Origin of the sequence: Micromonospora sp. NPDC047134, from assembly GCF_040643455.1 — a bacterium.
Classification (GTDB): domain Bacteria; phylum Actinomycetota; class Actinomycetes; order Mycobacteriales; family Micromonosporaceae; genus Micromonospora.
In genome coordinates this window covers 1-13658 of record NZ_JBEYUI010000048.1, presented here as the reverse complement: position 1 = coordinate 13658, position 13658 = coordinate 1, and the positions used below count along the sequence as shown (strand labels likewise).

Sequence of the window (13658 nt, the reverse complement as noted above, 5' to 3'; positions counted from 1 at the left end):
CACGGCCGCTACCATGCCGAGTCGAGATCGCAGATAGTCCAAATAAGTGTTCCACCGGACACCCCCACCCCCACCCCCACCCCGCCCCCTCGCGCCCTACCCCAGCCCTCGCCGATCTTGCACTTTTTGTCCGGGCAAAGCCCTCAAATAGGGCGATCGGGCGACCGAAAGTGCAAGATCGGCGAGGTTGGATGGTGGGGTGGGACGGGATGTCGGCGTGGGTACATGTGTTCGGGGGGTCGGCTGCTAGCGTCTACGGGGTGTCGCGCAGCCGCACCGAACGCCTGGTCAACCTGGTGATCTGTCTGCTGTCTACGCGGCGGTTCCTGACCGCCGCGCAGATCGCCGCGACCGTGCCCGGTTATGAGCACGATCCGGACGATGCCCGCGAGCACGAGGCCTTCCAGCGCAAGTTCGAGCGGGACAAGGCCGAGTTGCGGGAGTTGGGCGTGCCGCTGGAGACCGGCACGGCCAGCGCCTTCGACACCGAACCCGGGTATCGGATCGCCCGCCGGGAGTACGCCCTCCCGGAGATTCCCCTCGAGCCGGACGAGGCCGCTGCGGTGGGCATCGCCGCCCGGCTGTGGCAGCACGCGGGACTGGCCGCCGCCGCCTCCTCCGGCCTGGCGAAGCTCCGCGCCGCCGGTGTGGACGTGGACCCCCACGCCACCCTCGGGTTGGAGCCGATGGTCAATGTCGATCCGGCCTTCGCGCCGTTGACCGCCGCCGCCCGGGATCGCCGCGAGGTCCGCTTCGACTACCGGGTACCGGACCGGGACGCCCCCGACCACCGTCGACTCCAGCCGTGGGGGGTGGTCTGCTGGCGCGGACGCTGGTACGTGGTCGGCCACGATCTGGATCGGGACGCCACCCGCTGTTTCCGGTTGTCCCGGGTGGTCGGCACGGTCCGGGTCACCGGGGTGCCCGGCGCCTACCAGCCGCCGCCCGGTGTCGACCTGATCAGCCACGTGGCCAACTGGTCCGGCCCGACCGAGCACACCGGCCGGGCCACCGTCCTGGTCACCCCCGGGCGGGCGGCCGGGCTGCGCCGGGTGGCGGTCGAGGTGACCTCCGGGCCGGAGGCGGACCGGCTGGTCCTGCCGTACAGCGACATGGACCTGTTCGCCAGTCACCTCGTCGGCTACGGGCCCGAGGTGCGGGTGCTTGACCCACCCGAGGTACGCGAGGCGGTCATCCAGCGGCTCAAGGAGATCGCCGCCCACCACGACGACTCCCCGGCGGTCGGCCCGCCGAACACGAGGAGTGAGCTTGTGAGCCCGGCAGTCCCGAACGGAAGGCGGGCGCGATGAGCGCGAAGGCCGGCACCCGTACCTCCGCCGACCGGTTGGCCCGGCTGCTCAACCTGGTGCCGTACCTGCTGGCCCGGCCCGGCATCGAGATCGCCGAGGCGGCCGGGGATCTAGGGGTGACCGAGCGGCAGTTGCGTGAGGATCTGGAACTGCTCTGGGTCTGCGGCCTGCCGGGTTACGGTCCGGGTGACCTGATCGACATGGCCTTCGACGGTGACCGGGTGACCATCACCTACGACGCCGGTATCGACCGCCCGCTGCGGCTCACCCCGGACGAGGCCCTGGCCCTGGTCGTGGCGCTGCGGATGCTGGCCGAGACCCCCGGGGTGGCCAACCGGGAAGCCGTGGAGCGGGCCCTGGCGAAGATCGAGGACGCCGGGGGTGACCTCGTGGCGGCGCCGGTGGAGGTCCGGCTGCCCGGTGACGGGCCGCGGGTCGAGCAGTTGCGGGCCGCGGTGGCCGGGGGGCGTGCGCTGCGGATCACCTACTACACCCGGGCGCGTGACGAGACGACCGAGCGGGTGATCGACCCCCTGCGGATGCTGATGTTCGGCGGTCGGGCGTACGTCGAGGCGTGGTGCCGGAGGGCCGAGGCGGTACGGCTGTTCCGGGCCGACCGGATCGACGCGGTAACCGAGCTGGAGGAGCCGGCCGTGGTGCCGCCGCAGGCCCGCCCCCAGGATCTCAGCGGGGGACTGTTCCGCCCCTCACCGGAGCTACCGCTGATCACCCTGCGGATCGGCCGGAGGGACCGGTGGATCACGGAGTACTACCCGTGTGAGCGGGTCGAGTCCGACGGTGAGCGGTGGGTGGTCTCGCTGCGGGTCACCGATCTCGGCTGGGCCCGGCGCTTCGTGCTCGGTCTGGGTCCGGAGGTCACCGTGCTGGCCCCGGCCGAGCTGGCCGAGCAGGTACGGGACTGCGCCGTGGCGGCCCTGGAGGCGTACGCGACACCGGTGCTGCCCGGCCTGCACCCGGCGGCGACGGGGTCCGGGCAGTAGGCTGACGCCGTGCTGAAGTGGATCCTGCTCGCGCTGGTGCTGGTGCCGTTGATCGTCCTGGTGCTGGCGGTCCGTCCCCTGCTCGGCCGGTTGCCGCAGCTGCGCCGGGCTGCGCTGCGGCTACGGCAGCGGGCCGACGAGGCGATGGTCCTGCAGGCCGCCGCGGAGAACCTCCAGCAGCAGGCCGAGGGGTTGCAGAGCCGGCTGGAGACGACCCAGCAGCGGATGACCCTGATCCGGGCCCGCCGAGGCGACTGAAACGACCACCCCCGGCCGTCGGGCTCCGGCACCGGTCGGAGGCGGATGAGAACCGGTTCGGGCACGAAGATCCAGTCGTCTGGTTGACGGAATACTCGCAGGTGGCCGAGACTTCACCCGCCGGACCGATCCACCACCTCCCGGTGGGTGGCAACAGCCCGCGTCACACGTACGATGGGCTGCGGAACCACCCCCATTTGACACAAGCGACTGGAGCTTCACATGGGTGCCCTCAGGCCCTGGCACATCGCCGTACTCGTGGTCGTGATGATCCTGCTCTTCGGCGCGAAGCGGCTTCCGGACGCGGCGCGTTCCCTGGGTCGTTCGCTGCGCATCATCAAGGCCGAGACCAAGAGCCTGGCTGACGATGACGACCGCGACCTGGCCGGCAAGGCCGACGCGCAGGCCGGCTACCAGCCGCTCACGCCGCAGCCTCCGCAGCAGCAGCCGTACCAGGGTACGGTGCAGCAGCCGGTCGTCGACCCGGTGCAGCGCGTCCGCGACAACTGAGCGAGGGGCTCGACCACCGTGGCCTTCGCCCTGCGTAAGCGTGGCCCGAGCAAGTTCGAACGGGCCGCCGACGGCTCGATGACCCTGATCGAGCACTTTCGTGAGCTGCGTACCCGACTGTTCCGGGCGTCGCTGGCGATCGTGGTCGGGCTGATCGCCGGCTTCGCGCTGGCCCAGCCGGCGTTCGACCTCCTGGCCCAGCCGTACTGCCGGCTGCCCGGCATGATGGTCGACGGTAAGTGTCAGCAGTTCCTGATGCTCGCCCCCGCCGACGGCTTCATCCTCAAGCTCAAGCTGGCGCTCTGGATCGGTCTGATCCTCGGCGCGCCGGTCTGGCTGTTCCAACTGTGGGCGTTCATCGCGCCCGGCCTGCACCGGCACGAGCGCAAGTGGGCGTACGTCTTCGTCACGATCGCGGCTCCGCTGTTCGCCGCCGGTGCGGTGCTGGCCTACTTCGTGGTCGACAAGGGTTTGGCCTTCCTGCTGGAGGCCGGTGTCACCGGCACGGACTCGCAGCTGGAGGTGACCCGCTACATCAGCTTCGTCACCACCATGATCCTGCTGTTCGGGGTGGCCTTCGAGTTCCCGCTGACCCTGCTGATGCTCAACTTCACCGGGGTGGTCAGCGCCAAGCGCCTGCTGAGCTGGTGGCGGGCGGTGGTCTTCATCTGCTTCGCCTTCGCGGCGGTGGCCACCCCCGACCCGGGCCCCTTCGGCATGACCCTGCTGGCCCTCTGTCTGAGCCTGCTCTATTTCATCGCGGTCGGGGTGGCCTTCCTCAACGACCGGCGCAAGGGCCGCGGCAAGGAGGTCTACGCCGGCATCGACGACGACGAGGCCTCCCCGCTGGAGGTGGATCTGGAGCCGGTGTCGGCGGGACGGCCGGTGGACCAGGTCAGCCCGATCGAGCCGCCGGAGCCGATCGTGGCACCCAAGCCGATCGAACGGCGCTACGACGACGTCACCTGATGACGGGCTGCCCCGGTAGCGGGGCAGCCCGCAGGGACCGCCGGTGCGTTGTCCGCCACCCCTGCCTTTAGCGCACGGGGTGTCGCCTGTCAGCGATGCAGTCGGTAATCCGTCACCGGGTCTCCCAGGTGCAACAACTGGGTAATGACTTCTTTACGATTTGTTGTCGCACCCCATCAGGAAGGTCGTTGCCCGTGCGCCGTACGTTGTCCTGCCGCTGGCCCACCTGACCTGAGCGGGCACGGGTGGCACGGTCGGTACGCCGGCTGTGTCGTGGTGGGCCCGTTGCGCGGTCGGTCACCGTGACTGCGCGCGCCCTCCTGCCTGATCGCGGCCCGTGTCATGCGAAGGATCTGGCCCACCACCATTGCCGCCTCGGGAGTCCCGTCTATGGGACTCCCACGGCGGCAGCGCGCGTCCACAGATCGGGAGTCAGCATTGATCCACGTCGTCGTCGCCGAGGAGATGAGTCTGCTGCGCAGTGCGCTCTGCGTGGCATTGTCGAGCGAGGAGGAGATCGAGGTGATCGCCCAGGTCGCCCGGGTGGAGGAGTTGCCCGAGGTACTGCGGCGGCACCAACCCGACGTCGTACTGGTGGACCTGGCTTCGGAGGTCTCCCCGCCGGCCAAGGTGGTCGCCGAGATCGCGGGCGCCGCCCCCGACGCCGCGGTGCTGGCGATGGGCCGCCGGTGGAGCCCGGAGGTGGTGGAGGAGTTGTTGGATGCCGGGGCACATGGGCTGATCGGCATGGATGCTCCGGTGGAGGCGCTGGTCGGGGCGGTGCGGGAGGTCGCGACCGGCGAGCGGGTGATCGACGCGGAGGTCGCCGTGACGGCCCTGCGGCCAGCGGGCAGTCCGCTGACTCGCCGCGAGGCGGAGGTGCTGCGGGTGGCCGCCGAAGGGCTGCCGCTCAAGGACATCGCCCGGCGACTCTTCCTGGCGCACGGCACGGTGCGCAACCATCTGTCGGCGGTGATGCGCAAGACGGGTGCCCGCAACCGGATGGAGGCGGTGTGGCATGCCCGCCGCCACGGTTGGATCTAGCCGACAACAGGATCGCTGCGGCGAGGGCCGGCAGCAGCGGGGTTGCGGAGGCGAGCGCCGGCAGCGACCCGAGCGGGGGCTTGGCTCACCGAGCGGCACCGGTCGGTACGTGTTTGAATGTTGACGGTTCGTGATCCGCCTGGCGGTTCCCGGGAAGGTCGACGTGATCCGTACCCTGCTAGCCCTCGACGGTGCCCTGGTCCGGGGTGCCCTCTCCCTCGTTCTCGCCGCCGAGGCCGACATCAGCGTGGTGGCGGAACTCGACCGGGGTGAGGCCCTTCCCGCGCTGATCCAGGCCCAGCGGCCCGACGTGGCGGTCATCGACCTCGATCTGGTCGGGTCGGCCGGTGCGGCGGGCTGCCCGATGCTGGTGCTGGTCGACCAGCGTCGGGCCCGCCGCCTGCACCGGGTCCTCGTGCCGGGACGCCCCCTCGGGGTACTCGGCAGCGACGTCGCGCCGCGTCGGGTGCTGGAGGGGGTCCGGCGGCTGTCCCGAGGGGAGTCGGTGATCGACGTGGACCTGGTCCAGGCGGCGTTGACCCGGGAGAGCCCGCTGTCGGCACGGGAGACCCAGATTCTCGATCTGACCGCGGCGGGAGCGCCGGTCGTCGAGGTCGCCCGGGCCCTGGGCCTGGCACCGGGCACGGTGCGCAACCATCTCGGGCGGATCGCCCGCAAGGTCGGCGCCCGCACCCGGGTGGAGGCCGTACGGGTCGCCCACGAGGCCGGCTGGATCTGACCCCGGGCGGGCACCGGTGTCCTACGGCGACCTGACCCGGGTGAGCATGGTGCTGTTCCGGCTGCCCAGCTGAGCCCGCCCCGCCCCGACGGGCCGCCCAGTCCGTGCCGCCCGACCGCGCCCGACCGACGGGCCGGGCCTTCACGCCCGGGTGGAGGTCACGGCCTGTCGGGTGTCCGGGGCGGGGTCCTGCCAGTGACCGACCAGTTCCCGGTAGGTGGGGGAGAGGTGCAGCAGTTCCTGGTGGCTGCCGACCAGTGGCCGGTCGCCGTCGAACACCAGCACCCGGTGGGCGCGCAGCGCCGAACTGATCCGGTGGGCGATCACCACGAGGGTGCCCGGGCGGTCGGCGAAGGCCCGTTCGACCCTGGCCTCCATGCCGGGGTCCAGGTGACAGGTCGCCTCGTCCAGGATGACCAACGGGGCCGGGGCCAGATAGGCCCGTACCGCGGCGATGAGTTGACGTTCCCCGGCGGAGAGGGCACCGGGCTCGACCTCGGCCGCCAACCCACCGAGGCGGTCGACCAGTGGCCAGGCGCCGAGGGCCTCCAGGGCCGCCGCCACGGTCGCCTCGTCCGCCTCCGGCCGCAGGTACAACAGGTTGTCGGCGAGGGTGCCGCTGCGGACGTACGCCTCCTGCGGCACCAGCACCCGCAGCCGGGCCAGGGCCTGGGGGGTGGCGGCGGTGACCGGGGTATCGGCCAGGTGCACCCTGCCGGACTCCGGTGGCGCCAGCCCGGCGATCAGGGCGGCCAGGGTGGATTTGCCGGCACCACTGGGCCCTACCACGGCCAGGTGTTCCCCGTGGGCCACCGTCAGGGTGAAGTCGGCGAGGACCGGCTTGGCGTGCGGGCCGTACCGGAAGGTCAGCCCGCAGGCCCGCACCGCCGGCGGCACCGCGGTGGTCCGCGGTGCCGGCCCGAGAGCCGGCGGTGGGGCGACAGGACTGGAGTCGGGCGGCGGGCTGCTGCGCAGGATCCGGTCCAGGGTCACGGCGTAGCGCAGGCCCCCGCCGCCCACCCCCTGCACGAGAGCGTGCAGGGCCGGTTGCAGACCGGTGGTGACGTAGACCAGCGCGCCCAGCACCGCACCGGTGCTCAGCCCCTGGCGCACCAGCCAGGGGGCGGCCAGCAGCAGGATCACCACGGGCAGCCAACCGCCCAGCCCTAGGCTGAGGCTGCGCAGGGCCGCCATCCGGGCCAGAGTCCGCTCGGTGTTCGACTGGGTGACGATTCGCCGGTCGACCGCGGCGACCACCCGGTCCTGCCCGCCGCAGGCCAGGACGTCGCGATGTCCGGTCAGGGCGGCGGCGGCCGAGCGGCCCAGTTCCTCACCGGCGGCCACCTGGGCCCGCTGGTGGGTGACCATCGCCGGCAGCGCCGCCGCGAACACGGCCAGCCCGAGCAGCAGCGGCGCGGCCACCGCCGCGGCCAGGGGCGGCGACAGGGCCAGCAGGCCGAGCAGCGCCGCACCGGCGGTGAACAGGAAACCCCGGACCACCAGCAGCAGGCCGCCGAAGGTGTCCCGGACGACCTCCACCTGTTGGGTCAGCCGGGCCACAGCGGCGCTGTCCGGTCGGCCACCGGCCCGGGTGGCCTCGCGCAGGGCACCGTCGACCACCCGGGTGGCCAACTCGTCACGGAAGGGCTCGACCACGGCACCGAGACTGCGGTACACCCGGCCGGTGGCGACCGCCCCGATCAGCACGGCGGCGGCCAGCCCGGCCAGCCAGGCCAGGCCGGTGGTGAACCGACCGGCCAGGAAGCCCTGGTCGACCGCCCGGGCCACGAGCAGGCCGCTGAGCAGCGCCGGCAGGGACTCGCCCACCGACCAGGCGGCCAGTCGGCCCAGCGGACGGCGGCGGGCCCGCAACGCCGCCCAGGTGGTCCGGCGTACCCCGGTCATCGGGGGTCCCCGGCCGGGGTGAAGATCGCCCGGTAGTCCGGGTCGGCCCAGAGCCGTCGGTGCGGCCCCACCGCCCGCACCCGGCCGTCGTCGATCCAGGCGACCAGGTCGGCCGCGGCGGCGGTCGCCGCACGGTGGGTCACCACCAGCCGGGTACGACCCTCGGCTCCCTCGGCCACCGCCTGGCTGATCCGGTGCTCCGTGGCGGTGTCCAGGCTGGACATGGCGTCGTCCAGGACCAGTACCCGTTCGGCGCAGAAGGCGCGGGCCAGCCCGAGGCGCTGGGCCTCGCCCCCGGAGAAGGGTGCCTCCGACAGCGGGGTGCGGAACCCGTCCGGCAACCGGGCCACGACGTCGGCCACCTGGGCGGCCCGGGTCACCGCCAGCACGGGCGCGGTCGCCGGGTTCGCACCGGCGGGCGGGTCGGCCGACTCCGGGGGCAGGGCCAGACCGATCGCATCGTGGACGGTCTCGCCGACCAGGACCGGCCGGTCGAAGGCGTGTCCGATGCCCCGCCGCAGCGCCGCCGGGCTCAACCGGGGCAGGGGTGTCCCGTCGAGCAGCACCTCACCGGCGTCCGGGTCGTGCAGCCGCCCGGCCACGGCGGCGAGGGTCGACTTGCCGACTCCGGAACGCCCGACGACCGCGAGGGTGCTGCCGGCCGGCACGAGCAGATCCACCCCGCGCAGCAGGGGGCGCCCGTCCTCGCGGTGCACCTCGACCCCGCGCAGCCGCAGCTCACCGCGGCCGGGGGGGAGGGCCTCGTCGCCGTAGCGGCGGGTGGGCCGGGCCAGTGGCTCGGCGATCCGGCTGGCCGCCGCACGGGCGCGTACCAGCCGGTGCAGGGTGGCCAGCACCGCACCCAACCCGGCGCCCAGGGCGGCGTACTGCACTGCGGCCACCAGTTGTCCGGGGGTCAGCCAGCCGACCGTGAGGGCGTACCCGCCGACGGCTATGACGGCCGCCTGCAACAGCGGACCCACCGCGGCGGTGCGGGCGCTGGCCTGGGCCAGCAACCGCCAGCCGAGCGACCCGTACCGGCGTAGCTCCGGCAGGGCGGCCAGCACCCGGTCGCGTTCGGGGTCCACGGTCGCGGCGGCGGCGATGGTGCGGGCCCCGCCGAGGGCCTCTAGCAGCCGTCCGGCGATACCGCCCAACACCCGCTGGTAGCCGGTCACGGCGGCGGAGGCGTCGCTGACGAAGGCCCGCATGAGTACCGCGAGCACCACCAGCCCACCGAGCAGGGTGATCCCCAGCAGCGGCTCGATCAGGATCAGCGCCACCACGCTGCCGACCGGCGGCACCAGGGCGACCACCCCGAACACCACCGCGGTGCCGGCCTGCCCGGCGTCGGCGCTCTGCCCGACCAGCCGGCCGACCAGGTCACCCACCGGGTACCGGCGGACCGTGCGGACATCGCAGGCGAAGAGGTGGCGCAGCAGCCGCCGACGCAGCAGGAGAGTGGCCCTGGCCGTGCCGTAACCGGCGGCCAGGTCACCGAGGATGTCGGTGACCAGCAGGCCGGCGACCAGGGCGCAGGCCACAGCCGGCCACCAAGAGGCCGTACCCCCGACGGCGGCGTCGACGGCGAGCCCCAGGGCGGCCGGAAGCGCGAGTTCGGCGGCGGCGCCGACGAGCGCCACCACCGTGAGCAGGACGGTCCAACCGCCGCCGTCCCGGACCACCCGGCGCAACAGCCGGTCGGCGCCGTCTCGAGTCGGCATCGGCACCTCCCGCGAGAAAGACGTGCGGCCCTGGGCGGGTTCATCGCCCCGCCCAGGGCCTCGCGTGGCGACCTATCAGTTGCAGGTCGTGACGGACAGCGAGCTGTCGCCGCAGAGCAGCAGGCTCGCCCGGCTGCCGCCGCCGGTGCGGTCGGCGGGGGCCATCTCCAGGCCCTGGAGGTCCAGAAGCGCCATGTCTTGTCACCTCCTTCCGTGCTGGTCGGTCTGATCGGATCCCCTCGCATCAGCGAGGGTGTCTGGGGCGCCCGTCAGGGGCGCGAGGAAGGGCAGCGTCACCGGGGCCTGCGCCCGGGCGGTGGCCAGGGCCAGCAGGACCCCTGCGGTGCCGGTGCCCAGGTCCATGGAGAGCCGCAGCAGCTGCTCGCCCGGGAAGGCGGTCCCGTCCGCGTACGGCAGGGCGTGCCAGCCGAGGCGTTCGACCTGCGTGGCCAGCTCTGCGGCCAGGGCCGGGTCGTCCGGGTACGCCGCCAGGTAGGCGATGATGCCGGCCCGCCCGGCGAACAGGCCGGACTGCGCGTAGAAGGGGGACCGGGCGGCGCGCCGTACCCCGGCGCTGGCCTCGGCGAACCGCTCGTCGGCCCGGTGGCGCAGGTACTGGTCGAGCACCAGCCCGATGCCGACACTGCCCTGCCCCAGGTAGGGCATGGTGCGCCAGCCCTCGTTGACCTCCAGGGCGCCGTCCGGACGGACCACGCAGCGGTGCAGGTCCTGCCGCAGTGCGGTGGCGGCGTGGGTCAGCAGGTCGGGCTCACCGGTCAGCTCGTGCAGCCGTACCAGCATCAGGGCCGGTCCGCTGCGACCGCGCAGCAGTCCCGCGTACGAGTGTCGACCACCGCTGATCTCCGAGGTCGGCTCGTCGGCGAGTTGGGTGACCACCCGCTCGGCGACCGACCAGGCGGCCTCGCGCAGGGCCGACTCGCCGGTGCGCCCGGCCAACTCGGCGAGGTTGAGCGCGATTCCGGAGAGGCCACCGGCCAGGCTGTGGTCCAACCCGTCCAGGGGTTGCCGCAGGCAGATGTCGAGCACGTCCAGGGCGTCCTGTCGGCGGCCCAGCAGCTCCAGGGCGTACGCGACGCCGTGCAGCCCGTCGTAGAAGCCGCAGCGGGTGCCGGAGGCCGGTGAGGTGGCCTGGCGTACCAGCCACTGTTCGTGTTCCGGCCAGCGCCCGGCGCCGCTGACGTGCAGGGCGTACAGGACTCCGGCGGCGCCGTGGGCGAGATTGAGCCCACCGCTGCGGAACTGCTCGATGTCGCCGGGGAAGAGTCGGTCCTCGCGCCCGGGTGTGGCGCTGGCCAGGATGGCCCGGGCCAACCGGTCGCGGTGGGCGGATCCTAGGTCGACGGTGAGGTCGACTCGGGGTTCCGCTGCTGCCGGGCTTTCCCCGGTGATCTCCGCGACGGCGGCGTCCAGAAGTTCTCGGGGCACCGGGAACCGCTCGGCGATCACCTCCGCCAGGTGTGCGGCCTTGGCCGGTGCCAGCCGGACCAGTTGGGTCAGCGGCAGGAACAGCGCCAGCCGCAGGCAGGCCAGGGCGTAGTTGTCGACCGCGGGACCGGTGCGGTCCCGGGGGGCGGCGAAACCCTGGTTGCGCAGGCCGGGCCGGCGGTGCCCGTCGATCGGCGCGGCCACCTCGAAGTCGACCAGGGCGATCCGGTCGTCCGGGCGGACCATCACGTTGAACAGGTGCAGGTCGCCGTAGACCAGGCCGCGTTCGTGGATGGCCTTGATGACCTGCTCGACCTGCCGGTGGACCTCCAGGGCCCAGCGGGTGTAGTCGGCCCGGTCGGCGTCCGTGGCGTCGGCGTCGATGAGGGGGTACCGGTCGACCAGCACCTTGTTCAGCGCCCGGCCCTCGATGAACTCCAGCGCCAGGAACCGGTGCTCGCCGAGGGTGAACTCGTCGTGCACCCGGGGCACCTGTGGCAGGTCGGCGAGTCGACGCAGCGCCTCGGCCTCGCGGGACAGCCGGGCCACCGCGTCGGTGCCGTCGGCGTCCAGGCCGGCGTGCGGTCGCGCCTCCTTGAGCACCACCTGGGTGTCGGTGCGCAGGTCCCGGCCGACGTAGAGGCCGCCGCCGTTGGAGAAGTGGATGACCTTCTCGATCCGGTACGGCACCTCGTCCGTGCTGGTGGCGTTGCGGGCGGCCAGGTGGGGTGCCAGGAAGTCCGGCAGGGTCACCCAGTCGGGTACGTGGAAGACCGGGTCGCGCCGATCCGGCACCAGGGTGCCGGTGCCGTCCTCGATCGCCGGTACGACCTGCCCGTCCGCCGAGTGGCAGTAGCGGGCGGCGAAGCCGCCGTAGCGTACGAACACCGGGCCGGTGCCGTAGCGCAGGTCGCTGAGGATGTACGGGCCGGACTCCCCGGCGAGCAGCTCGTCGAGTTCCTTGCAGACCAGTTCCAGCTCCGCCTCGTCGTGCGGGTAGACGGTGACGAACTTGCCGCTGGCCGCCCGGGAGGCGTACTTGGAGTTGCGCAGCAGCAGAGTGCGCGGACCACGCAGGAACTTGAAGGACAGCCCACGCGGGACGCAGTAGTCCCAGACCAGGTCCAGCACCCGCTCGGCGTTGTCCAGGGTGGCCGCCACATGGATCTTCCAGCCCTGCTGGGGCAGCGAGTCGCCGTCCGGGGCGTAGATCAGCCAGTCGTCCAGCGGCTCGGTACGCCAACCCTCCGGCAGCGCTCGCCGGGCCACGGCGAAGGTGGGCTGCTCGACGGCGTTGCCGAGGGAGTCGTAGAAGTGTCGGTCGGCGGCGCAGTAGCTGTCGTAACGGTCGTCCACCGCGATCCCTCCCTCCCCTGATCGGCTCGTCCTCGTGCCCTGCTGGCTGATAAGAGTTTGTCCGTTCGGCCTATGGCGGAGCCAGTGCGTTCCGTCATGAGGTGCAGTGCGTGCCACACAATCGACCGTGACAAATGTCAGGTGAGGGCCGGTGGCCCCGCCGAGGGTCTTCCGCCGCCGGTCGCTTCGATGGCCGGACTGCGCATGACGGCCGATGCCCGAGGGGCCGCCGGGCAGGGCATTTCGGCGGATGCCCGGGGGTGGCCGGGCCGGGTACGGTGCACGCCGTGACGGCAGACGATCACCCCTCGCCGGCCGATCGGCCGATCGCCGTTCTGACCAACCCCACCGCCGGCCGAGGGCGCCATCGGGGACTGCTACCCGAGGTGCTGGACCGCCTGGCGGCCGGCGGTCGCCCCCTGAGGGTGCTGGAGGCCCGCACCCGTACCCAGGCCGAGGCCGCCTGCCGCGAGGCGGTCGCCGAGGGGGCCGCGGCCCTGGTCGCGGTCGGTGGCGACGGCACCATGCACCTGGCCCTACAGGCGGTGGCCGGCACCCCGGTGCCCTTCGGCGCGGTACCGGCCGGCACCGGCAACGACTTCGCCGAAGCCACCGGCTTTCCCGCCGACCCCCTGGCCGCCGCGGACACCATCACGGCCGCCCTGCGCCAGGGACGAATCCGCCCGGTCGACCTGGCCCGGATCACCGGCCCGGACGGCGCACACCGGTGGTACGGCGGGGTACTCGCGGCCGGGTTCGACGCGATCGTCAACGAACGGGCCAACCGGATGCGCTGGCCACGCGGCCCCCGCCGCTACGACCTGGCGATCCTGGTGGAGTTGGCCCGACTACGCCCGCGCCATTACACCCTGCGCCTGGACGGGGTGACCCACGAGACGGAGGCCGTGCTGGTGGCGGTCGGCAACTGCCCCTCCTACGGCGGGGGAATGCGGATCTGCCCCGACGCCGACCCCAACGACGGCCTGCTGGACGTCGTCGTGGGTGGGCGCTACACCCGGCGAACCCTGATCCGCGAGAAGCCGAAGATCTACCGGGGCACCCACGTCCACCACCCGCTGGCGCGCACCTACCGGGCCCGCACCGTGGAGATAGCCGCCGCCGAGATCACCACCTACGCCGACGGCGAACGCTGCCTACCCCTCCCGATAACCATCACCGCCACCCCCACCGCCCTCCACCTCCTCCTCCCCTAAAGCCCTCGCCCCCACCCCCGCCCTCTCGCTCCGTGCCGCCCCGCCCACGCGCCTAGCCCCCGCCGACGCTTCTATAGGTGGGCCGGTTTCCGGGAGGAGTTGGTATCGGTAGGTTCGACGTCGGTGAGCTACGAGTGACTCATGCAAGATCTGGCCGCCAGTAGTTGGTGTGCCGTGGAGTC

The 13658-nt window shown here is 72.8% G+C and carries 12 protein-coding genes; 8 read left to right on the top strand and 4 right to left on the bottom strand.

The genetic code is table 11. The features are described from left to right. Positions 1-260: 260 nt before the first annotated feature. The 7 genes from ABZ795_RS28530 (at position 261) to ABZ795_RS28500 (ending at position 5831) form a co-directional block, all read left to right on the top strand. Entirely contained in the window at positions 261-1310 is a 1050-nt protein-coding gene (locus tag ABZ795_RS28530; RefSeq protein WP_327025564.1) for a WYL domain-containing protein, read from the top strand. Then, on the top strand, positions 1307-2311 hold the full coding sequence (locus tag ABZ795_RS28525) for a YafY family protein (protein ID WP_327025565.1): 1005 nt from the start codon (positions 1307-1309) through the stop codon (positions 2309-2311). Before ABZ795_RS28530 ends, ABZ795_RS28525 begins: the two co-directional genes overlap by 4 nt. 9 nt (positions 2312-2320) lie before the next feature. Continuing rightward, complete coding sequence (locus ABZ795_RS28520; RefSeq protein WP_327025566.1) at positions 2321-2569, top strand: hypothetical protein; 249 nt, start codon at positions 2321-2323, stop codon at positions 2567-2569. 222 nt (positions 2570-2791) lie between these two features. Next, on the top strand, positions 2792-3079 hold the full coding sequence (tatA, locus tag ABZ795_RS28515; RefSeq protein ID WP_327025567.1) for a Sec-independent protein translocase subunit TatA: 288 nt from the start codon (positions 2792-2794) through the stop codon (positions 3077-3079). 18 nt (positions 3080-3097) lie between these two features. Then, positions 3098-4048: a twin-arginine translocase subunit TatC gene (gene tatC, locus ABZ795_RS28510; RefSeq protein ID WP_327025568.1), complete on the top strand. Its 951-nt coding sequence runs from the start codon at positions 3098-3100 to the stop codon at positions 4046-4048. A gap of 438 nt (positions 4049-4486) precedes the next feature. Further along, complete coding sequence (locus ABZ795_RS28505) at positions 4487-5092, top strand: response regulator transcription factor (protein WP_327025569.1); 606 nt, start codon at positions 4487-4489, stop codon at positions 5090-5092. Positions 5093-5222: 130 nt separating this feature from the next. Next, positions 5223-5831: a response regulator transcription factor gene (locus ABZ795_RS28500; protein ID WP_327025570.1), complete on the top strand. Its 609-nt coding sequence runs from the start codon at positions 5223-5225 to the stop codon at positions 5829-5831. A 141-nt stretch (positions 5832-5972) separates the two neighbouring features. Here the strand turns inward: ABZ795_RS28500 and ABZ795_RS28495 are convergent, their stop codons facing one another. The 4 genes from ABZ795_RS28495 to lanKC form a co-directional block, all read right to left on the bottom strand. Next, a complete protein-coding gene (locus tag ABZ795_RS28495; protein ID WP_357532613.1) occupies positions 5973-7736 on the bottom strand; it encodes an ABC transporter ATP-binding protein in 1764 nt (587 codons plus the stop codon). Beyond that, complete coding sequence (locus tag ABZ795_RS28490) at positions 7733-9460, bottom strand: ABC transporter ATP-binding protein (RefSeq protein ID WP_357532612.1); 1728 nt, start codon at positions 9458-9460, stop codon at positions 7733-7735. The genes ABZ795_RS28495 and ABZ795_RS28490 overlap by 4 nt, the downstream gene beginning before the upstream one ends. A gap of 75 nt (positions 9461-9535) precedes the next feature. Next, a complete protein-coding gene (locus ABZ795_RS28485) occupies positions 9536-9655 on the bottom strand; it encodes a SapB/AmfS family lanthipeptide (RefSeq protein ID WP_013734295.1) in 120 nt (39 codons plus the stop codon). Positions 9656-9661: 6 nt separating this feature from the next. Then, a complete protein-coding gene (lanKC, locus tag ABZ795_RS28480) occupies positions 9662-12262 on the bottom strand; it encodes a class III lanthionine synthetase LanKC (protein WP_357532611.1) in 2601 nt (866 codons plus the stop codon). 278 nt (positions 12263-12540) lie between these two features. On the opposite strand from lanKC, the gene ABZ795_RS28475 reads away from it, so the two are divergent. Continuing rightward, complete coding sequence (locus ABZ795_RS28475) at positions 12541-13476, top strand: diacylglycerol kinase family protein (protein WP_357532614.1); 936 nt, start codon at positions 12541-12543, stop codon at positions 13474-13476. Positions 13477-13658 lie beyond the last annotated feature (182 nt).

Excerpts from the sequence above, each read along its gene's own strand:
- ABZ795_RS28525 (WP_327025565.1), top strand. The coding sequence starts at position 1,307 with ATGAGCGCGAAGGCCGGCACCCGTACCTCCGCCGACCGGTTGGCCCGG.
- tatA (WP_327025567.1), top strand. The coding sequence starts at position 2,792 with ATGGGTGCCCTCAGGCCCTGGCACATCGCCGTACTCGTGGTCGTGATG.
- ABZ795_RS28495 (WP_357532613.1), bottom strand. The coding sequence starts at position 7,736 with ATGACCGGGGTACGCCGGACCACCTGGGCGGCGTTGCGGGCCCGCCGC.
- ABZ795_RS28490 (WP_357532612.1), bottom strand. The coding sequence starts at position 9,460 with ATGCCGACTCGAGACGGCGCCGACCGGCTGTTGCGCCGGGTGGTCCGG.
- ABZ795_RS28485 (WP_013734295.1), bottom strand. The coding sequence starts at position 9,655 with ATGGCGCTTCTGGACCTCCAGGGCCTGGAGATGGCCCCCGCCGACCGC.